Raw genomic sequence first — 20,251 nt, 5'->3', positions numbered from 1 at the left:
CTGCTTCACTCTTCGTCGGGCTTGTCGAGGATCACCACCGGGTCGCCCGATTCGCGGCGCGGCCGCTCGGCCAGGACCGGGAACTGCCCGGTGATGCCCTGGCGGATCTCCGCGATCTGCAACACCCGCTTGCGGGCGAGGAACCAGCCGCCCACCAGCGCGGGAGCCATGATGACGACCATCGTGATCACCGCACCACGCTGCACGTGGTCATCGCTGAAGGCCATCAGCACGACCACGGTCGCCAGGAACACCAGCGTCGCGTAGCTCGTGTACGGCGCGCCGATCAACCGGAAGGACGGACGCTCCGCACGGCCGGTGCGCGACCAGCGCCACAGCTGCAGCTGGCAGACCACGATCGCGGTCCACGCGAAGATGGTGCCCAGCGCCGACATGTTCAGCACGATCTCGAAGGCCTGCTCGGGCACCACCGCGTTCAGGCCGACGCCGATCAGCGCGACCGCGCCGGTGGCGAGGATGCCGACGTAGGGCACACCGCCGCGCGACATGCGCGCCGCGATGGTGGGCGCGCTGCCGTTCATCGACATCGAGCGCAGGATGCGGCCGGTCGAGTAGAGACCGGCGTTCAGGCTGGAGAACGCCGCGGTCAGCACGACGAGGTTCATCACCGAGCCCGCTCCGTCCACACCGAGGCGCGAGAAGAAGGTGACGAAGGGGCTCTCACCGTTCTTGAACGCGGTGTAGGGCAGCAGCAGCGCGAGCAGCACCAGCGAACCCACGTAGAACAGCGCGATCCGGGCGATCACCGAGTTGATCGCGCGCGGCATGATCTTCTCCGGGTTCTCCGCCTCACCGGCCGCGGTGCCGACCAGTTCCACTGCGGCGTACGCGAAGACGACACCGGTGGTGACCAGGACCAGCGGAAGCAACCCGCTCGGGAACAGCCCGCCGTGATCGCCGATCACGCTCGGGCCGGTGACCTGGCCATCGATCTTGAAGCGGCCCGCGAGGAACACGGTGCCGACGATCAGGAAGGTGATCAGCGCGATCACCTTGATCAGCGCGGCCCAGAACTCGAGCTCGCCGAACCACTTCACCGAGACGAGGTTGATGCTCACCACTACCGCGAGCGAGACCAGAGCGATCAACCACTGCGGTATCGCCTCGAACGCTCCCCAGAAATGGACATACGTCGCGATGGCGGTGATGTCTACGATCCCGGTCATGCACCAGTGGAAGAAGTACATCCACCCGACCGCGAAGGCCAGTTTCTCGCCGTAGAACTCACGGGCGTAGGAGACGAACGATCCCGAGGAGGGGCGATGCAACACCAGCTCGCCGAGCGCCCGCAGGATGAAGAACACGAACACGCCGCAGATGGCGTAAACGATGAACAGGCCAGGGCCCGCACTCGCCAGCCGGCCACCCGCACCGAGGAACAGCCCGGTGCCGATCGCCCCACCGATCGCGATCATCTGCAGCTGACGCGGGCGCAGCGACTTGTGATAGCCCGAGTCCTCGTCTTCGAGCGCGGCAGCCTGCGCGGGCGCATCCGCTGGTGGTCGAACTGTGGTCATGGCGATGGCCTTTCAGGTGACGGCGATCATAACTTCGCTCAATGTACCGTTACATAGCGGCACGTTCAATAGCGATTGGCATGTTGTAACACGCTGGACATCAAGAACTTTGAGAAAAGGGCATCCGAGCAGGGGCGATCACGTCAGGATTCGTTGATCGTGCCACCAGATATCGGTACGCTCAATGGGACAAACGGGACGAGGGAGCGCAGATGGCCTGGTTCGAACGGGAATTCATCGCGGTCCCCGAGGACCGCAAGAATCAGCTGGTCTACAAGTGGCCGGACGTCAACATCCGCCGGTACAGCCGCGCGATGGTCAATGCCGACCAGCTCGCCTTGTTCGTCAAGTCCGGGCGAGTGGTGGCCGCGATGGGCCCGGGACGCCACCGTATCGACGCCGACGAGTTACCTGTGCTCGGTGCGCTCGTCGACACCCTCACCGGCGGCAACTACTACCGCGCCGAACTGTATTTCGTTTCCACGAGAGAGTTCCCCGGGATACGCTTCGGCGGCCGGCTGGACGACATCCTCGACCCGGTCAGCGAGCAGGTGGTGACGCTGCGCGTCTTCGGCGAGTTCGCCCTGACCGTTCGCGACCCGGCCGAGTTGCTGACCGCACTCGCGGGCACCGCCGATCTCACCGACCAGGATCGGGTGCAGAGCTGGTGCGCCGACCTGCTACTCAAAGCCATGAAGATGGCGGTGACCCGAGGGGTCGCGCGCGGCGAATGGCCGGTACTCGGGCTCTCGGCGCAATTGCAGCCGATCGAGAGCGCCGTGCTGCGCCAGACCAATACCGCGCTCTATGAATACGGGCTGCGCATCTCGCGGATGGGCAACTTCGACATCAGCCTGGCGCCGGAAGACGCCGACCGGCTGAAGCGACTCGCCAAGGACGTCAAGTACATCAGCCTCACCGGCGATTTCCAGCGCTATGCCGCGGGCGAGCTCGCACTCGGCGCGAGCCAGGGGTTCGCGCGCGGACACCACGGTATGGAAGGCGGATTCCTCGGCGCGGCACTGAGTTTGAACGCCATCGGCCACCAGGTCGGAAATCCCTCCCCCGCGCCGCAGCTGCCTGCCGCGGCGCCGGAGCCTGCCCAGAGCTCATGCGCCGCTTGCCAGGCCGCGAATCCGGCCGGCGCCAAGTTCTGCATGAACTGCGGGGCGCGCCTGGCCCCGCAACCACGGCACTGCCCGAGCTGCGGCGCGCAATCGAGTCCCGGCGCCAAGTTCTGCGGCGAGTGCGGAACGCCGATGCCCGGAGGCTGACGCCGAGCGCCTGCCTCCGGGCATCGTGCGGCCGATCAGCCAGCGACCGTCGGTGCGACGGCCGTCGCGTCACCGCCGCTGACCAAGCCGCGGACCTGCCGTGCCGCCACCGAGAGCGCGGCGAGATCGTGCGTTTCGGCGGCGAAGATCTGCGCCAGCGACGCTCCCGCACGGGCCAGCCGCGAACGGTTGGTCGACTCCCAGTACGCGATCTTCTCGGCGGTGCTGTCCTGCGGTTCGGTCGCGGTCAGCACATCGAGGGTGAGCGACCGCAACGAACCGTAGAGATCCTCGCGGACCGCGAGCCGGGCCAGCGCCCGCCAGCGCCCACCACGCTCCAGCTTGCCGACCGCGGTCAGCAGCCGTTCGATCTGGAAGTGCTCGTTGAGCGCGTAGTACAGCACCGCGACCTCCGCGGCCTCGCGGTCGGCGATATCGGCCAGGTCGAGCACGTCCAGCAGCCCGAAGCGGTGGATCAGCCCGAAGGTCTCCTCGGCCAGTTCCCGCGGCGCGCCGCGAGCGATCGACCCCCGCGAGCGTGCGGCGAGATCGTCGGTGAGGTAGCCGGTCAGCCACCCGGGCACCTGGACCGACAGGGCGCGCACGCCGTCGCGGTACCTGGCGATGTCCGCACCGATCGCGATGGGCTGCGGCCGGTTGGACAGCAGCCAGCGTGCGGCCCGGTCCAGGGTGCGCTTGGTCTCCAGCTCCAGTTCGTTGCGCGCCGCCGTGGACATCGGCGTCTGCCTGATCCGCTGCCAGAGATCGTGCAGGTCGAAGATCTCCACCGCCGCCCGGTAGGCGCGCACCGCGTCGTCGGTGGTCGCCCCGGCCTCTTCCGCGAGCCGGAACGCGTAGGTGATGCCGCCGTAGTCCACCATCTCGTTGACCACGACGGTGGCCACGATCTCGCGGCGCAGCGGGTGCCTGCCGATCGCCTGCGCGAACCGCTCGCGCAGCGGCGCGGGGAAGTAGGCCGGCAGCACCGACGCGAACGCCGCGCTGTCGAGCAGATCGCCGGCCAGCAGGTCCGCCTTGAGCGAAAGCTTCACGTGCGCCATGAGATTCGCCAGCTCGGGCGAGGTGAGGCCATTCCCTTCGGCGGCGCGACGGGCCAGCTCCGCTTCGGTCGGCAGTGCCTCCAGCTCGCGGTCCAGACCGCGACGCTGTTCGAGGTCGTTGATCATCCTGCCGTGCACTCCCGACATGCCGGCCGCGTCGGCCCGGGACATCCCGAGCCGGAAATTCTGCGAGATGTTGTCCCGCAGCACCAGGTCGGAGACCTCGTCGGTCATCGAGGCCAGCAGCGGATTACGCTCGGCGACAGCGAGTTCGCCACTGGAGACAACGGCATCGAGCAGGATCTTGATGTTGACCTCGTGGTCGGAGCAGTCCACGCCCGCCGAGTTGTCCAGCGCGTCGGTATTCATCCGCCCGCCGTTGCGGCAGAACTCGATCCGGCCCAGCGCCGTCGCACCCAAGTTGCCGCCCTCGCCGATCACCTTGACCCGCAGCTGGTCGGCGTTCACCCGGACCGCGTCGTTGGACTTGTCGCCCACCTCGGCATTGGTCTCGGTACTCGCCTTGATGTAGGTGCCGATACCGCCGTTCCACAGCAGATCGACCGGGGCCACGAGAATGGCCTTCATCATCTCCGGCGGCGACAAGGTGGTCACGCTCGCGGGCAGATCGAGGGCAGCGCGCACCTCCGGCGTCACCGGGATCGCCTTGGCGGACCGATCGTAGACACCGCCGCCGGGACTGATCAGCGACGTGTCGTAATCCGCCCACGACGACCTCGGCAACGCGAACATCCGCTGCCGCTCCCGATAGGAACGCGCCGCGTCCGGGTCGGGGTCGAGGAAGATGTGCCGGTGGTCGAACGCGGCCACCAGACGAATGTGCTCCGACAACAACATGCCGTTGCCGAACACATCGCCACTCATGTCACCGACACCGACCACGGTGAAGTCCTGGGTCTGGGTGTCGAGTTCCATCTCACGGAAGTGCCGCTTCACGCTCTCCCACGCACCCTTGGCCGTGATGCCCATCGCCTTATGGTCGTAGCCGGCCGAACCGCCGGAGGCGAACGCGTCACCCAACCAGAAGCCGTAACTCTGGGCCACATCATTGGCGATATCGGAGAACGTCGCAGTGCCCTTGTCCGCGGCCACTACCAGGTAGGTGTCGTCACCGTCGCGGCGCACCACCTGCGCGGGCGGGAGCACCGCACCGGTCGCGCGGTCCACGTTGTCGGTGATGTCCAGCAGGCCGGAGATGAACGTGCGGTAGCAGGCGATGCCTTCCGCGCCGAACGCCTGCCGGTCCACTGCCGGATCGCCGGTGGCCGCGGGCGGTTGCTTGACCACGAAACCGCCCTTCGCGCCGACCGGCACGATCACCGCGTTCTTCACCGCCTGCGCCTTCACCAGACCGAGAATCTCGGTACGGAAATCCTCCAACCGATCCGACCACCGCAGACCACCACGCGCCACCGACCCGAAACGCAGGTGCACACCCTCCACCCGAGGCGAGTACACGAAGATCTCGAACTGCGGCTTCGGTTTCGGCAGTTCGGCGATCGCGTGCGGATTCAGCTTGACCGACAGGTAGTCCAGCGCTGCGCCCGTCTCGTCGCGCCGGTAGTAGTTGGTCCGCAAGGTCGCCTCGATCAGGCCGAACAGGGCGCGCAGGATGCGGTCGGTGTCCAGGCTGACCACGGCATCGATCTCGGCCTGCACCCGCTCGGCGATCTCCGCCGCCCGGTCCGTGGCCTCCGTGCCGACGCCGTCCGGGTCGAAGTACGCGGCGAACAGGTCGGTGCACGACCGCGCCGTCTCCGGATGAGTGAGCAGGACACGGGTGATATTCCCGAAGGTGTAGGCGAAACCGGCCTGTTGCAGATACTTCGCATAGGCGCGCAGCAGAGCCACCTCACGCCAGTGCAAGCCGGCCCGCAGTACCAGTTCGTTCAGTCCGTCGACCTCTGCGCGGTTGAACCACATCGCGGTCACGGCGTCCGGGAAACGCCGCCGCACACTGGTTTCCGGCAGTGACGCCGCATCCACGGAGTGCCCGAGCTGCGCGGGCGGCTCGCTGTCGAGCGCTTCCCGCAGCGGCGCGGCGGTCACCCGCAGCCCGAAGTCGTAGATCCAGCGGTCCGGCCGGTCGGCCAGCGTGATGCGATAGGGCCGCTCGTCGACCACCTCCACCCCGAGGCTGTGCAGCACCGGCAGCACCCGGCTCAACGAGATGCCCTCGCCCGCGACGTAGAGCGTGAATCGCCATTCGGCCGAGCCCGGGTCGCCCTGGCGGTAGAGGTCGGTGTCGATCGCGCCGTCGGACAGCCGCTCGAGGCGGCGCAGATCACTGAGCGCGTGCGCGGGCTCGTGCTCCTGCTGGTAGCTGGCCGGGAAGGCCGCCGCGTACTCGGTGACCAGCGCCTGCGGCACGTCGGAGACGCCCGCCGCCTCGGCGACCAGGCGGTCGCTCCAGGTCCAGGTCGTCGCCAGCAGCAACTCCTGGATTCGCTCGCGGCTCTCCTCGGAGATGTCGGCGGCCTCGGCGCCCGGCTTGCGGTGCACCGTGAAGTAGACGACGGCCAGTTCCGATTCGGTGGCCCGCGCCGAGTACGCGATCTGCTCGGCATCGAACTGCTCGCGCAAGATGTCACCCATGCGCACGCGAACCTCGGTGGAGTAGCGGTCGCGCGGCATGTAGACCAGGCAGTAGATGGTGTCGCTGCGCGAATCGCGCCGGATGAACAACCGAACCTGCCGCCGCAAACCGAGATTCATGACCGCGGAGACGGTTTCGAACAGCCTGCGCGCGTCGGTGGAGAACAGCTCCACCCGCGGGAACGACTGCATCATCTCCAGCATGGCCTGGCCGGAGAACGAGTCGAGGCCGAAGCCCGCCCATTCGATGACCTGCAGCACGCGCCGCGAGATCACCGGGATGTCGAGGATGTTCTCGTGCAGGCCGGCGACGGTGAAGGTGCCGACGAAGACGTGTTCGCCCTTCACCATCTTGACGGTGTCGCCCCAGGCCGCGCGGCCGCTCGGATCGCTCGCGCCGTAGTCGGCCACGCTGATGAAGTACAAGTCCCGCGATCCGGGCAGCAGCGAGTCCACCGATCCATTGGCCATCCGCAGGACGGTGCGCTTCGCGCCGACCACGGGCACGCTGATATCGGCGTCGGCGCCGTTGCCGAGGACGCCGAGCCCGGTGCCCGGCAGCTGCCACGGTTCGAAGTCGGCGTTCGCGCTCGGCGCGGAGCGGCGGAAGTGGTAGTAGCCGTAGCCGAGCGGCGTGAAGTGCCCGTCGGACAGCCAGCGCAGCAACCCGGCGGTTTGCGGGATCTCCGCGTCGCCCGCCCATTGCGCGGCCTGATCCAGTTGATCGGCAACGGTATTGAGCACCTCGACCATGGTCGGCGTGTCGTCGGCCACCCGGCGCAGGTCGGCCAGCAGCGGCGGCAGCGCTTGTTCGATCCGATCCACCAGTTCGTCGGACAGACCCGCGCCCAGTTGCACGTGAATCCACGACTCGCGCAGCGTATGTCCGTCCGTCTCCCCGGCCGGCTCGGCCACGCCGTCGCGCGGCGCGATGGCCAGGACCCGGCCGTCGGCGTCGCGCGAGACGTCGAACACGGGATGCACGATTTCGGTGACCGTCGCGCCCAGGCGGCGCAGCGCGGCGGTCACCGAGTCGACCAGCAACGGCATGTCGTCGTTGACGATCTGGATCGCGGCGCCGACCCCCGCGCTGTCGTCCGGACGGTAGACCCTGGTGGTCGCCGAACCGGGCGCGCGGGTGGCCGCCAGCTCCAGATGCTGACGGAAGATCCGCTCGGCCCGGTCGGTGATCGCCGAGGCCGAGGAACCCGGCTGGATCCACCGGAAATAAGCCGCCTCCAGATCGGTCGGATCATCGCGGAACCGCTTCGATGAAATCGTCTGCTGGGTGGTTGCCACCATCGATCCGTTGCCTTCCCGAGAACTGCACCCGTACGTGTTTCGTACTTCAAATAACGTACCGCTGGATAACGGCACAATCAACAGTGTAACAATAATCTTCCAGGACGGACATGGATAACGCCGTCCCGGATCAGGGATTTTCTGAACTCCGGCGGAAGGGGCGCGGTCCGGTCAGCGGACCAGTCCCGCCCGCGACAAGAAGGTCTGGGCCCCCGCGCGACCGGCGAAGGTGCCCGTTTCCAATCGCAGCCCCGTCCGGGTGTCGGCGTACCAAACGGTTGCCGACGGACCGATCGCGGCGTAGACGGGGCCATCGACGAGAGCGGAGCCGCCCGCGCCGCGCCATCGAGAAATGCTGTCGGCCAGGCGATCCTGCGGGACCAGTTCGGCGTAGAAGGTCACGTCCCGGCCGCCCGCGATACCGCCGAAGAGCATCGGGTCCGTGGCGGCGATGACGCACTTCTCCCGCTGCCCACCGGAATCCAGCGGCTGGCAGGTCGCCGCCGTGCGCAGCAGATCCGGCATGGCCTGGACCGGCGCGGATCCCCGCAGAGACGGCAGCGACAGCGAACAGGACCGGACGGCGAAGACCGCGGCCACCACCATCAACAGCAGCAGCACCCCGACCGCCTGCCACTGCCACCGCGGATACGCCTTGTGCACAAGTTTTTCGGCCTCGCCGCCGACCTTCTCGGCGACTTCGGCGACCTGGGTGGGCAGCTTTTCCGCGGCGGCTCGCACCGTGTCCACGGCCGTGCGCAGCGGCGCGCCACAGTGCGCGCAGCGAGAATCCGCGCCGGTGTTGCGGTGCGAGCAGTACTGGCAGACCAGTTCGGGCAGCGTGGACACCTCAGCGCCCCGTGACGACGATGGAGGAGATCGCGGTGGTGTTGATCGACGAATCGCCCTTGGACTCCAGCACGGTCAGCACGATCTTCGAGGCGCTCACCGCGGGCTCGAGCTTGGTCACCACCAGAGTCCGCTGGTCGAGGGTCGGCTGCGTGTAAACGGTCTTGTTGCCGTCGTCGAACTGATAGGAAACCCGGCTCACAGTGCGGTATTTCGCCCACTGATCGGTGCCGTCCGCGCTGATGTGATCCCAGCCTGGAACGATGCCGATCGAGTCGATCTGATAGGTCTTGCCCAGGTCGATGGTGATGACCTGGCCGTCGACCTTGTAGGCGCGCACGCACGACCACGCCTTGCCCGTCTGGCCGCCGAAAGCGTCCATCGCCGAGGTACTGCCGGGCGGGCACTTCGAGTCCGCGGACTTCACCTGGATGATCGAACTCGCCGGCGGTGCGGCCGAGGTAGCGGGCGCCGCGGAGCTCGGCGGCGGCGTGACGACCAGAAGCTGATCGTTCGCCGTGTTCTTCTCCTTGCCGCCGGTGGTGACCAGCAGCAACACCAGCAGTACGGCGACCACCGCGGCGACGATCAGCGCGACCCTGGGTTTGCGCAGTTGGACCAGCGCATCCTTGGCCAGTTGCTGCGCTGGCGCGAGCCGCTCGGACGGTGCGGCGGATGCGCGTTCCGGTTCCGGTTCCGGCGCGGTGGGCGCGTTCGATCTCGCCGCGACCGAGGAATAGTCGTTCCCGAGTTCCATCGCCGGAGCCGAGTCCTGCGCCTGCCCGTTCAGCAGCGCGAGGATTCGCTCGCTCGCCTTCGGGCCGTCACCAGCGCGACGCCGCGGCGCGACCTCCTGCGGCTCCGAGTCCAGATCGGGCAACCCGAGCGATGCGGCGCCGAAGTCCGTGCTGTCGCCGGAGTCCGCACTGCCGCCGAGTTCCACGCCGCCGACCGACGGTGTGGCGGAGGAGCCGAACGAAGGATCGGAGAGCAGTGCGTCGAGGACCGCACCTCGATGACGGAGAAAGACGTCTCCCGGGTCCTCGGCGGGCATGGTCCGGATCGTATCGGGCCCGAGCCGGCCGCCGAGCTGATGCTATTCCCGCTGCGGAGAACAGCCGACCGATCAGGTCAGCGCTTCTTCTCCTCGGTCACGAAGTACTCCGGCGGCACGTCGAACACCCGCGCCAGCGCGATCACCAAATCCAGCCGCGGGATCGCGTCACCGTGGATCAGCCGGTACAGGCCGGACTGCGACACCGGCACGTCCGGATAGGCCAACTCCAGGTGCTGTGCCAGCGAGTAGAGCGTCAGCGACCGCGTCGATCCGTCCTCGGTCGAGACCACGGATTCGGCGATCAGCTCCGATAACCGGCTGGAGAAGATCGCCGCCGCGGCCTGTCTGGGGGTCAGCGCGTCCCCGGCGTCCTGATGAGTCAGATCGCCGCCATCGGAATGGGTGTCCGCTACCACGGTGATAGACATTAACCGACCGCTCCCATCAGCTCACGCGACGGCCACCGGGTTGCGGAGGTGCAACCACGGGTCCCGATGCCCCCGCGTTGTGCGCGGGCGGTCCGTCGACGGTTTCGAAATAACGTGTCTCGCCTCTCGGCTCGATCAGGTCGACGCGCACCGTGCGCATCGGAATACTCACGTCCACCGCGGTCGCGCTGACCTGGTTGATCGCGAGATCGACCGCACGCCTGCGCGGACCGCCGGGCTCGCTGATGGTGACCGTCGTGTGCGCGCTCGACGCACGCGGCGGCAGGTGATCGAAGACCGCGATGGTGGCCGGGGTCTCCGCCTCGGTGGTTTGCGTGCCGGTACGCCCGTCGCCCGGATCGGCCAGGCGCATGGAACGCGGGTCGCCGACCGCGCTCACCAGCTGGCGCCAGCTGTCCGGACGCGCCGAATGGATCTCCACGTCCGCGCCGACCACCATCGCCCGCAGGATGATCTGCTGGGCGACGGGCAACCTGGCGTGCACGTCGATAGTGCGCCTGCGCGGGTTGAACCGAGCCGGATCGAACAGCGGCAGCGCGAGAGTGTGGCGCGGTTGCCCGCTGATCGCGCCGAGGATCTGGCCGTTCGGGCCGATCGCGATGGCCAGGTCGGTGACGAGATCCTCGGGTGCGATGTCGGCGCCGGACTCGAAGCCACGCAGTGCGCGGAGGGAGGAGCCGGTGGGCAACGATGCCAGCAAGGCGGTGGATTGGGCGCCGCGCAGGAGTCGCAGATAGTCCGGGGGTTCGGTGGTGACCGCGGGACCGATGAACCGGACGATGGCGCGCGGCCCCCCCGTGTCGTCGGTCAAGCTCACCACGAGGGTGGTGCGGCCGCGGTTCCAGCTCCAGCAGTCGTCCAGACTCTCCCCACCCAGCCGGGTCCAGTCGATCAGGAAGCTCGTCACACACCGGCCGGGCACCGACGACTCCAGGTTGCTCCAGGTCTCCCGGAGATCGGAGAGCTCGACTCCCGCGTGCAGCAGGCGCGTCGCGTCCCGCAGGGCGGCGGCGGGCAGCGCGTGCGCCGCGATGCCCCGCTCACGTAACCGGCCCGCGATCCGATGCGTGGCGCTTGCCAGAGCTTTGGGGGCGACCACCGCGCACGGACCACGCTTGCTCAGCGCCGCCAGGTTGCGCTCCTGGTCGAGCCGGACCACCAGCCAGGTGAGCCGGTCGCCGATTACCGGGTGCGAACCGATCAGCTGGTCGTAGAGCATGCTGTAGCTGCCGGTGGAACGGACCCGCTGCCCGGTCGTGACGATGTCGATGTCGACCGCGATGCCGAACTGATCCAGCAGCGGAAACAGCATGTCGACCGAGATGGTGTCCTCGGTGTACAGGGTTCGCTCGGCGATGACGGTGGGCAGGTCCAGATTCGGCGCGAGCTGGATCATCGCGATCAGCGTGCTGCCCGCCTCGTTGACGCCGCACACACCCGCGGCCACCTGCACGTCCCGGATCGTGGCGGCCTGCGTGCGTTCGCGCGCCCGGGCGGTGCGGCCTTTCCGGTAGGCCGCCCAGTCGAGCAGCCAGCGAACCGCGGTTCGTTCGTTCACCCGGACGGTCACCGTCACGACCAGGACCGTGACCATCACCGCGCTCACCCACCACGGCGTCTTCGCCGCCAGCCCGACCAGCAGCGGGCTGCCGACGACGACGAAGGCGGCGAACGGACCACGCTCCACGCCGGCGACCCGTACGCTCGGAAAGCTCACCGGCGCCTCCGCATCACGGAGTTCAGGTGACTGCCCGCGACGCCGAGCAGCACGGCGGCGAGGATGATGACGGTCGCGGTGATCGCGGGCCGCGAATCCTTCGCCCGCGGCGGAGGGGGCACGGGCAGTTCCGCGGACCGGAACAGGCCCGCCGGTTGCTGCGGCGGTGTGCGGTAGCTCAGGGCGGCGAGTGGGTCGATCACGCCCGCGCCCACCACGTTGTCGATGCCGCGCGCCGGGGCGTGCGCGCTGGCCTGCAGGCGGGCGGCGATCTCGCGCGGGCTCTCGTTGGGGAAACGCGACCGCAGCAGAGCGGCCACCCCGCTGACGTAGGCCGCGGCGAACGACGCGCCACCGACCGGCACGAGTTTGTCCGGTTCACCGACGCCGTTGATCAGGCCACCGCCGCCGGGGCCGAGCGATTCGATGCCGGTGCCGGGTGCGGCGACCGAAATCCACGGTCCGGTAAGCGAATCCGGCATGGGCGCGCCGGTCGCGGTGGTGAATCCCACCGTGAGCACATCGGCGCCGAACCACCCCGGCGTGGAGATGGTCTTCACGTCGCGCCAGTTGCGCGGGTCGCCGGGGCGCGTCGGATCGATGTCCGGATTCTGCGCGCAGTTGGCGCCGCCGCCTGCGTTGCCCGCGCCGGTCACGATGAGCGCGCCGCGCACATGGACGGCATGGCCGATAGCCGCCGACAGCATGGACTGGTCCACCTGCGCGTCCACCGGCATGCAGATCGGCAGCGACACGGTGATCACACCGGCGCCTTGGTTCGCGGCGCGCGTGATCGCCCGCGCGAGCGTCCGGATGTCGATGGCGGTGCGCTGGCTCTGGTCGGAACTCGGTCGTTCGGGACTGAACGCGCCTGAGCGGATGCGGATGGAGATGATCCGAGCATCCGGCGCCACCCCGGCGAAGCCGTCCCCGGGATCGGAAGTCGCGCCGATGATTCCGGCGACCAGCGTGCCGTGCGCATCGCAGTCGGACAGTCCGTCGCCGCCCGCGGCGAGATAGTCGCCACCGCCGACCAGATTGGGCAGGCGCGGGTGCGGCTGCACTCCGGTGTCGATGACGGCCACGGTCACTCCCCCGCCCCGGCTCAGCGCCTTGGCGCGGCGCAGATCCAGCGCCAGTTCCGCCGGTGGAGTGCGGGTGAGGTCGCTGTCCGGCAGCACACCCGCGGCCAGGCAGCCTTTGTCCTGCTTCATCGGCTGCTCTGGGCCCGGCGGGTCGTCCGCGGGCGGTGCGCCTACCAGGACCTGGGGCGGCTCCAGCGCGACCGCGGGGGCGGCGGGGACGGCCAGCATCACCCCGGCGAGAACCGCCACAGCGGCACTGCCGACCTTCATCAGATTCCTCGCATCGCGGTGTAGACGCCCATGATCCAGAAGGCGATCACCGGAACCACCAAGATCAGCGCGTATTCCACCAGGTCGATGACACGGCGGGTGACCGGCGACAGCCGTTTGCCCGGCAGTCGCAGCGCCGCGACGCAGGCAAGACAAGCCGCCGACGCCACCACGAGGCCGACCACGAGGCGCGCGACCGGACTCTCGTAGGCGCCGACCAGGACGAAGCCGACGCCACAGACGGTGACCACGGCTCCGGCGACCAGCGCGATCGCCTGGACCCGATCCGGGTGCCAGCGCGCGCGCATCGCGAGCAGGCCACCGATCGCGGCGGCCATGACGATCTCACGGATGCCACCGGGACTCACCGCCGCCGAGATCACCGCCGAGACCGCGAGCACGGCGGAGATCGCGGCCATCAGACCGCGCAGGCTGGTCACCGCCAGCCGCGCGCGACTCTCGATACCGGCCTCGTCGGCATGGCGCTGCTGTTCGCCGACGGCGGTGTGCTCGTCACCTTCGCGCACCGTCTCCGCGTCGAAGATGTCGGTCAGCGTGGTGGGCGAGACCTCATTGCCCGGATCGGGCAGATCCGGTGGCCGGATGCGGGCGATGACCACGGCCAGGCGCGGCGCCGCGGTCAGCAGCACGATCGCGACGAACACCGTCCCGCCCGCCACCTGCCCCACGGACAGATCGGCATAGGTCAGCGGCAAGGCCGCGGCGGTCAGCGTGATGCCGAGCACCGTCACCGCCATCAGGGTCGCGATGCCCATCTTGCTCAACCGCATCATGGTGGCGGCGGCTACGGCCGCGACCACGGCTCCGGCCGCCAGATTGGCCGCGGCGAGCGGGCCGGGCTGGCCGTAGGCGGGCGGCACCAGCATCGCGCCTCCGGCGAACAGCAGCGGCGTCGCCGTCAGCGTCAAGCCGAGGGAGAGCTTCGCCGGGGCGTTGCGCCGATGGGTCAGCGCGGCCGCCGCCCAGCCCAGCCCGCCGAGCAGCAGGGCGGGCAGTCCGCACCACAAGGTCGAACCGGTCATGGTCCACGACCAGGTCAGCATGGCGGCCACCGCCGAGGCCCCGATGCCGAGGACGGTCAACCCGACGATGGCGGCGGTGTTCGCGTCGAACTCGGCGAACTCGCGCTCGTTGATCAGGGCGAGCGCGTCGGTGATGTCCTCGACCACCGGCGTGAAGACCTCCGCCGATTCGACGACCGACAGCATCAAGACGGTGCCGTCGGTGACGTCGTGGTCGGCCAGGGCGCGCCAGCGCGGAATCGGCGGCTCGCCCGGGCGGGCCAGGCTCCACTGGCCCTGCGGCGGGGTGAAATCGACGCTCTCGTCATCGATCGCCGAAGCCAGCACGACCAGCAGGTCGTCGATGAACGTCTCGATGGTGAACTTGGTCGGTACCACCACGTCGACCTGATAGGTGGAGACCATCACGGCGATACGAGCCCGTGCGACCTCTGCCGACGGCTGCGTCCCGGCAGGCGCGGGCGCGACGGCAGTGCTCATGCCTCCGCCTCGCTGACGCTACGCCCGCTCATCGCCACCCTCCGCGGTCACCGGAATTGTCGGCGCCGCTGGAGAGGTAGCCGGGGAACCCATCGGCCAGCCAGGCGGCCAGCTCCTCGTACGCGAGCACGGTCTCCTTCTCCAGCAGCCGCAGGTCGATCTCGCCACCTTCGGCCAGGTGTGCGTCGTAGGGCAACACGCAGGTGGGGCGCTGCGCGGTTTCGAACAGCTTCTCGATCGCGTCGACGTCGACGGTCGGCTTCAACGGCTGGTGATGCACGATGCCGACGATCGACTTGGCGATCAGGTGCTGCAAACCGTGTGAACTCAGCCAGTTCAGGGTGGCCACCGCGCCGGTCACGCCGCCGACGGTGGCCGGGGTGACCACCACGACGGCGTCGCTGGTCTGCAGCACCGTCGCCGTCACCGAGTCGAGCACGCCGGTCCCGCAGTCGACCACCAGCAGATTGAAGTGCTTGCGCAAGGTTTCCACCGCGGTGCTGTATTCGCGGCCGGACAGCGCCTCGGTGGCCTCGGTGGACCACGGTGAAGCGATCACGGCGAGATCCGACGAATTGATCGAGGTGAACGACTGCACCGCGGAGAACGCGTCGAGGTTCTGCGCCTGCGCCAGATCGCGCAGAGTCAGGCCGTACGGGTGCCGGCAGGTGCGGGTGGAGAGGTCGCCGAAGTCCGGATTCGCGTCGATGGCGACCACCCGGTCCGGGCGCAGGCCGGCGAAGGTCGAACCGAGCGTCGCCGCGGTGGTGGTGCGCCCGACGCCGCCCTTCACGCTGATCACCGCGATCTGATAGGTCGTGGTGAGCTGGCGCCGAATGCGCGTCTTGCGGTCCTCGGCACGCTGCTCGGCGGGTGAAAGCCCCAGATTGAAGCCGACTTTGTTGAGTGCGCCGCGCATGCCGGAGTTGGACCGCAGCTGCGCCCGCTTCGCGGCGGAGATATCGGCGAGCAGTTCGATCGAGCTGAGCGCGGCGGGCAGCACCTCGATCCGCGGCGTCGGCTCGTAGGCGGAGTGATCGACGCGCTCGGGAACCCAGGGCCTCGCCGATCCGGAGGACCATTGCTGATTCGCGGGTGGGTCGGTGCGCGCGATCGCCTGGGAGGGTTCGGCAGCTCGTTCCGCCGAGTACTGTTCGGCGGCCTGCTGCTGCGCCGAATGGTGCTGGGCTACTTGCGGTTGCGTCGCGGTCGGCGGCGCGGCGGAGTGATCCCGCGGCGGACCCGCCTGCGGCGGTGGAACGCTCGCATGCGGCGGCCTCGCATCAGGCCTGGGAGGTTGTGCGCCGGTCTGCGGCGGATGCGTGTCGACCTGCGGCGGGGGCACACTCGCTGTGGGCGGCGGCGCCATCACGCTCTGCGCACGGTGATCGGGTTCCGCCGCGGCGGGCACCTGTGGCTCACGCGGCGGTTCGACGGGGGTGAAGGTGTCGGCATCCTGACGCGTTTCGGCTGCGGGCCCCTGCGTCACGGCCGCGTCCCCCGACTCGTTGGTAGGTGCGAAGTACGCGTCATAACCGCCGCGAGCGCGCGCGGACTCGGCCGAATGACCGTTGATGCTCGGTGCTCGGTTCATCTCCGTCGTCCTCTCCACAACCACGGTCCGACGTTCAGTTCAGTCTGCTGGTGTCGAACCAACTTCGACCTGGCAGCAGGTCGATCAGCGCCCCGATGCCCGACCGCAAGGCCGCATCGTCGCCGGGGGCATAGGTCGCCCATTTCCGTCCGTCCATCGCGACGCTCGGAGTCACGATGATTCGCCCCGACAGGGTATCCACCACGTGCACGGCGAATTCGGGCTGCGCCGAGCTGCCGTCGTGGTGCTCGATGATCACCACCTCCGCCCGTCGGACCACCTCGTCCAGCACTCGGCTCAATACTGCGGCGGCGTGTGGTTCCGCACCGAGTTCTACCAGGGCGCGCCGCCGTTCGTCCTGGTCATCGGAAATCTCGCCGAATTGCTCGACCGTCGCCGCGATCGCCTCGAACCGTAACGCCGGCGCCGGACCGAGCGCGGACGCGACGGCGGCCGACAAGGTGCCGAGCTCGCGGTCCTGCTGGAACACCGACTGGATTACGACATCGTCGTCGGAGCGCACGGCGAGCACATGGGTCTCCTCCGCGCGGACAAGCGACATCCGCAGCATTCCCTTCGGCTCGCCATCCAGCCCGGTATTCAGGATCCGCACGACCATTTCCACGTCCGGCCGGTAGAGACACCTGAGCCAATGCTCGACGACCGGGTGCACGCGACCGTCCTCGAGCACGCCCACTTCGGTGAGCTGCGCGGCGACTACGGCATACACCCGATCCCGATCCTCGAGGCGGTAGATATTCGGCAGCAGGGCCAATACCGGCGGATAGGAGTCGATGCCGACCAGATGCTGTAATAGCAAGGCGGCGTCGACGTTCAGGTCGACAGCGACTGGATCGTCTTCCACACCTTCCTCGAATGCATCGTGATCATCTCCTTCGACTGAATATCCGACCTCGGCGCGCTTCACCGGAGCCGTTCTGCGGAGGCGAGCACCGCTTCGTCTTCGTTTCGCTCGATGACGCCGACCGCCAGTTCCGATTCGGACGTCGGTTCGTCCTGGCTATCCCGGTCCACGTATTCGATCACCCCGATGACAGGGGGTTGCTCGAGTACTGGAACCTCTTCAGGCTCGCCCGGTATGAATACCTTCGACGGCTTCTTCTCGTCATCGCGACGTCGCCGCATCCGCGCCTTCGGCGCGACCGCACCGCGTGGCGGGCCCTTCCGGGCCATCGGTCCGGACGCCGCTTGTTGCGGAAGGGCACCGAATGCCCGGCCTGCTCCCGGATTCCAGCTGGCGGGCAACCGGAATCCGGTAGAAGCCCCCGGCATCGATCCAAGGCCGCCGCGAGCCATATTCAGCGCGACGAGACTTCCGGCCCCACCAGTCAATGCGGCCAATGTCGGCGAGTTCTGCGAGGTGCCATAGAACCAGGACTGGTCCGTAGCTCCATCTCCTGTGCCGTTCATTCCCGAATCGCCGGACCAGGGATCGGAATTGGTGTTCGGCGCCAACTGGTCGGGGTCGGTCGAGGGGTTCGCCGGGTCTGTCGGCTGGGTTGTATCAGCCGGCTGCGTTGTATCAGTCGGCTGGGTCGTATCCGATGGCTGAGTCGTATCGGTCGGGGTCTTATCGTCGACCGATCCGTTGCCGTTATCCGATCCGGTCGGCCCATCTCCCGTCGACTTGGAGGACGTCTCCGAGTGAGTGAGGTCGGTTCCGGTGTGGTCGGTCGGGTTGTCGTACGACGCGTAGTCCGTCTGCGGGCCCGGCCCTGGGCCACCGGTCACTATGGGCGGCGCCTCGACCGGTGGCGGCAGTGCGGCAAGTGTGGGCACCAATGCCGCAGCGTAACCGGCCATCACACCGAGAGCGGCCCCTCTGAGCGCGACCAACTCGGCCTCGGCTTCGAGGATCGCCGCCCCACTCAACGGGCCGAAGCCGCCACCGAGCGCGATACCCTCCTGCACCCGGACCTGAGCGACCTTGGCGGCGACCGCCCCCATAGCAGCCTTCGCCGTGGTGGAGATATCAGCCGCTCGATCCAGCAACTCGGCGGTCGTCTCGGCCACCGTGGCCTGCTCACGCAACCATGCCGAGTGTTTGCGAAACGCCGCCTGCGCTTGATCCGAAGTAAGCGCTTGGAACGTGCCGCTCATCTGGAGCATCGAACTGTCGGTGTTGGCCGCGGCGGTATGCAATTGCACGGCCATAGCCTGATAGGCCTTCGCGGTCAACCGCGTCGTTGTGGCCCCATCGCCGGCGAGCAGCGGGGCGATAATTGCCTCCGGTGCCAACGCGCCGAGTACGACAGCAAGCATCTCATCAGCTTTCGCTCGGGTTATCCGCGCCTAGAACGCCGCGGCTCTACTGAGCACTTGGCCACCACCGGCCACGTCGCCGGCAGCGAAGGCGACACCTGTCTCCGGCAGAGCGACCGCACCATCGCATCCCAGCGCGACTCCGTTCGCCGTGGTGGGGAAGAACAACGCCGCTTGCTTGGCACACGCGGTGGGAATGAGCGCGCTCACGTCGTCCAGACCCGGCGGGGCCGGGACAGCGACGGGAGCGGCCGCACCGAGCATCAGCAACAAGTCCTCCGCGCTGACACCGAGTTGGGAAGCGATAACCGGGAGATGATCCGGATCAACAGCGAGGTGCATGGAAGTCTCCTAACGACCGGTACCCACTCTTGGCGAGTAGTACATCGACAGCGAGCGGTGCAATCAGAACGTTAAGCTATCCCCATAGGTGGGAATATCAATCGAGACCCATTCGCCGAGCCGACAGCCTCGCACCGTCGACAGAAGACCCCCTGGCCACAGCGATCAAAACGTCACGTGACGCGATTCGCGGACTTGGTCTCCCCCCACCCTCACGGAAGACGCCCCTGATACGCGATCACCCTCGACGATGTCCGCGTGAACGGACTCGTCGAGGGTGACAGCGGGTATTGATCGGTATCGTCTCGAGCGCCCGGCAGCAACCGAACGCCAAGACCACCGTGTTCGATCGACCATCACCGGAGACCCGGGCACTGGGCGCTGACCGGCAGGACGATTCGAACGACGGGCCGCTAGAGCCCGATCTGCGAGAACCGCGAGGCCTGGCCCTGATCCACCACACGGAACTGGCCGTCGATGCCGGACACGCCCTTGGTGGCGGCCTTCAGCTGCATCAGGGCCTCGTTGTACTGGTCGATCTGCTGCTTGACGCGAGTCTGCAGGTCGCCGTTGGAGGTACCGGCGTCACCCTGGAAGTTCTGCGCGAGCAGTTTCGCCAGCGTGTCGCGCTCCCCCGCGTCGACCGTCATGTCGCCGAGCACCTTGTCGGTACGGATGACCAGACCCTCGACGGCATCGTAATCGTTCTTCAAAGCCATTTTCCGAAACCTTTCCCTATTGTTTTCTGCTGCAGATCAGGCATCAGAAATTGAGGTTGTATTTGTTGACCTGCGCCGCGTTCTCCTGGTCCTGACTGTCGAATGTCGCACCCGAGGTGTTCAGCGCGTCGACGATCTCCATGAAGGTCGCGTGCAGCTTTCCGCCCTTGTCGAGAGCGCCCTGCATCGCCTGCTGGATGGCATTTCCGGTCGCACCCTGGACGGCGGGCGCATACTCCATCTTGATGCCCTCGAGAATACCCATGTGGTTCTTGAAGGTGTCGGCGTGCGTGAAGAACTTCTTGGCGACGGCGTTGATGTCGGACGGATCGCCGGTGTAGCCGATGGGCATATCTGTTCCTATCCTATAAGGCGTTTACCTTGCCTCGGACGGATTCGCCGAGGACGTTGACAGCGTGTGCGTCGGAATCGTCGATGCGCGGATCGGGCCATCGACGTCATCGACCACACCGATTACCGGGGGTTTCTCCAGTACCGGCACCTCCTGGCTTTCTCCGGGAACGAACACCGCCGCTGGATCTCGGATTTCCCGTCGTTCCGGTGGCGTCCGC

15 protein-coding genes are annotated in these 20,251 nt (G+C 67.9%); 1 reads left to right on the top strand and 14 read right to left on the bottom strand.

The features are described from left to right. Positions 1-5 precede the first annotated feature (5 nt). Positions 6-1,538, bottom strand: coding sequence for an amino acid permease (locus tag ACFU5M_RS22165; protein WP_379052203.1), 1,533 nt, complete (start codon positions 1,536-1,538; stop codon positions 6-8). A gap of 212 nt (positions 1,539-1,750) precedes the next feature. Here ACFU5M_RS22165 and ACFU5M_RS22160 point away from each other — a divergent pair, with 212 nt between their 5' ends. Next, positions 1,751-2,812 carry an SPFH domain-containing protein gene (locus tag ACFU5M_RS22160; RefSeq protein ID WP_379052200.1) on the top strand — a complete coding sequence of 354 codons (1,062 nt, stop codon included), beginning with the start codon at positions 1,751-1,753 and terminating at the stop codon, positions 2,810-2,812. Between the two features lie 35 nt (positions 2,813-2,847). Here the strand turns inward: ACFU5M_RS22160 and ACFU5M_RS22155 are convergent, their stop codons facing one another. From ACFU5M_RS22155 to ACFU5M_RS22095, 13 genes are all read right to left on the bottom strand, one after another. Then, the gene (locus tag ACFU5M_RS22155; protein ID WP_379052198.1) at positions 2,848-7,791 is read right to left on the bottom strand and encodes an NAD-glutamate dehydrogenase; all 4,944 of its coding nucleotides are present in this window, start codon (positions 7,789-7,791) and stop codon (positions 2,848-2,850) included. A 171-nt stretch (positions 7,792-7,962) separates the two neighbouring features. Next, on the bottom strand, positions 7,963-8,640 hold the full coding sequence (locus tag ACFU5M_RS22150; RefSeq protein WP_379052196.1) for a hypothetical protein: 678 nt from the start codon (positions 8,638-8,640) through the stop codon (positions 7,963-7,965). Position 8,641: 1 nt separating this feature from the next. Beyond that, positions 8,642-9,694: a discoidin domain-containing protein gene (locus ACFU5M_RS22145; RefSeq protein WP_379052194.1), complete on the bottom strand. Its 1,053-nt coding sequence runs from the start codon at positions 9,692-9,694 to the stop codon at positions 8,642-8,644. 77 nt (positions 9,695-9,771) lie between these two features. Continuing rightward, positions 9,772-10,125, bottom strand: coding sequence for a helix-turn-helix domain-containing protein (locus tag ACFU5M_RS22140; RefSeq protein WP_040865466.1), 354 nt, complete (start codon positions 10,123-10,125; stop codon positions 9,772-9,774). A 16-nt stretch (positions 10,126-10,141) separates the two neighbouring features. Continuing rightward, positions 10,142-11,863: a type VII secretion protein EccE gene (gene eccE, locus ACFU5M_RS22135; protein WP_379052190.1), complete on the bottom strand. Its 1,722-nt coding sequence runs from the start codon at positions 11,861-11,863 to the stop codon at positions 10,142-10,144. Next, positions 11,860-13,218, bottom strand: a complete 1,359-nt coding sequence (gene mycP / locus ACFU5M_RS22130; RefSeq protein WP_379052187.1) for a type VII secretion-associated serine protease mycosin — start codon at positions 13,216-13,218, stop codon at positions 11,860-11,862. Before mycP ends, eccE begins: the two co-directional genes overlap by 4 nt. Then, positions 13,218-14,741, bottom strand: coding sequence for a type VII secretion integral membrane protein EccD (gene eccD / locus ACFU5M_RS22125; RefSeq protein ID WP_379052185.1), 1,524 nt, complete (start codon positions 14,739-14,741; stop codon positions 13,218-13,220). The genes mycP and eccD overlap by 1 nt, the downstream gene beginning before the upstream one ends. Before the next feature lie 28 nt (positions 14,742-14,769). Continuing rightward, the gene (locus tag ACFU5M_RS22120; protein ID WP_379052183.1) at positions 14,770-16,335 is read right to left on the bottom strand and encodes an AAA family ATPase; all 1,566 of its coding nucleotides are present in this window, start codon (positions 16,333-16,335) and stop codon (positions 14,770-14,772) included. A gap of 34 nt (positions 16,336-16,369) precedes the next feature. After that, complete coding sequence (locus ACFU5M_RS22115; RefSeq protein ID WP_379052180.1) at positions 16,370-17,200, bottom strand: ESX secretion-associated protein EspG; 831 nt, start codon at positions 17,198-17,200, stop codon at positions 16,370-16,372. A 59-nt stretch (positions 17,201-17,259) separates the two neighbouring features. After that, positions 17,260-18,618 (bottom strand): PPE domain-containing protein, encoded by a 1,359-nt coding sequence (locus tag ACFU5M_RS22110; RefSeq protein WP_379052178.1) that lies wholly within the window; start codon positions 18,616-18,618, stop codon positions 17,260-17,262. Between the two features lie 30 nt (positions 18,619-18,648). Next, entirely contained in the window at positions 18,649-18,960 is a 312-nt protein-coding gene (locus ACFU5M_RS22105) for a hypothetical protein (protein WP_379052175.1), read from the bottom strand. 413 nt (positions 18,961-19,373) lie between these two features. Further along, positions 19,374-19,679 (bottom strand): hypothetical protein, encoded by a 306-nt coding sequence (locus ACFU5M_RS22100; RefSeq protein WP_062975031.1) that lies wholly within the window; start codon positions 19,677-19,679, stop codon positions 19,374-19,376. 43 nt (positions 19,680-19,722) lie between these two features. After that, a complete protein-coding gene (locus tag ACFU5M_RS22095) occupies positions 19,723-20,031 on the bottom strand; it encodes a WXG100 family type VII secretion target (protein WP_379052172.1) in 309 nt (102 codons plus the stop codon). Positions 20,032-20,251: the final 220 nt, after the last annotated feature.

Origin of the sequence: Nocardia sp. NPDC057455, from assembly GCF_042802775.1 — a bacterium.
GTDB lineage: Bacteria > Actinomycetota > Actinomycetes > Mycobacteriales > Mycobacteriaceae > Nocardia.
The sequence above is the reverse complement of the archived record's forward strand: the minus strand, read 5'-3'. Positions and strand labels throughout refer to the sequence as shown.

Excerpts from the sequence above, each read along its gene's own strand:
- ACFU5M_RS22095 (WP_379052172.1), bottom strand. The coding sequence starts at position 20,031 with ATGCCCATCGGCTACACCGGCGATCCGTCCGACATCAACGCCGTCGCC.
- ACFU5M_RS22140 (WP_040865466.1), bottom strand. The coding sequence starts at position 10,125 with ATGTCTATCACCGTGGTAGCGGACACCCATTCCGATGGCGGCGATCTG.
- ACFU5M_RS22155 (WP_379052198.1), bottom strand. The coding sequence starts at position 7,791 with ATGGTGGCAACCACCCAGCAGACGATTTCATCGAAGCGGTTCCGCGAT.
- ACFU5M_RS22160 (WP_379052200.1), top strand. The coding sequence starts at position 1,751 with ATGGCCTGGTTCGAACGGGAATTCATCGCGGTCCCCGAGGACCGCAAG.
- ACFU5M_RS22145 (WP_379052194.1), bottom strand. The coding sequence starts at position 9,694 with ATGCCCGCCGAGGACCCGGGAGACGTCTTTCTCCGTCATCGAGGTGCG.
- ACFU5M_RS22105 (WP_379052175.1), bottom strand. The coding sequence starts at position 18,960 with ATGCACCTCGCTGTTGATCCGGATCATCTCCCGGTTATCGCTTCCCAA.
- ACFU5M_RS22165 (WP_379052203.1), bottom strand. The coding sequence starts at position 1,538 with ATGACCACAGTTCGACCACCAGCGGATGCGCCCGCGCAGGCTGCCGCG.
- mycP (WP_379052187.1), bottom strand. The coding sequence starts at position 13,218 with ATGAAGGTCGGCAGTGCCGCTGTGGCGGTTCTCGCCGGGGTGATGCTG.
- ACFU5M_RS22120 (WP_379052183.1), bottom strand. The coding sequence starts at position 16,335 with ATGAACCGAGCACCGAGCATCAACGGTCATTCGGCCGAGTCCGCGCGC.
- eccD (WP_379052185.1), bottom strand. The coding sequence starts at position 14,741 with ATGAGCACTGCCGTCGCGCCCGCGCCTGCCGGGACGCAGCCGTCGGCA.
- ACFU5M_RS22100 (WP_062975031.1), bottom strand. The coding sequence starts at position 19,679 with ATGGCTTTGAAGAACGATTACGATGCCGTCGAGGGTCTGGTCATCCGT.
- ACFU5M_RS22110 (WP_379052178.1), bottom strand. The coding sequence starts at position 18,618 with ATGCTTGCTGTCGTACTCGGCGCGTTGGCACCGGAGGCAATTATCGCC.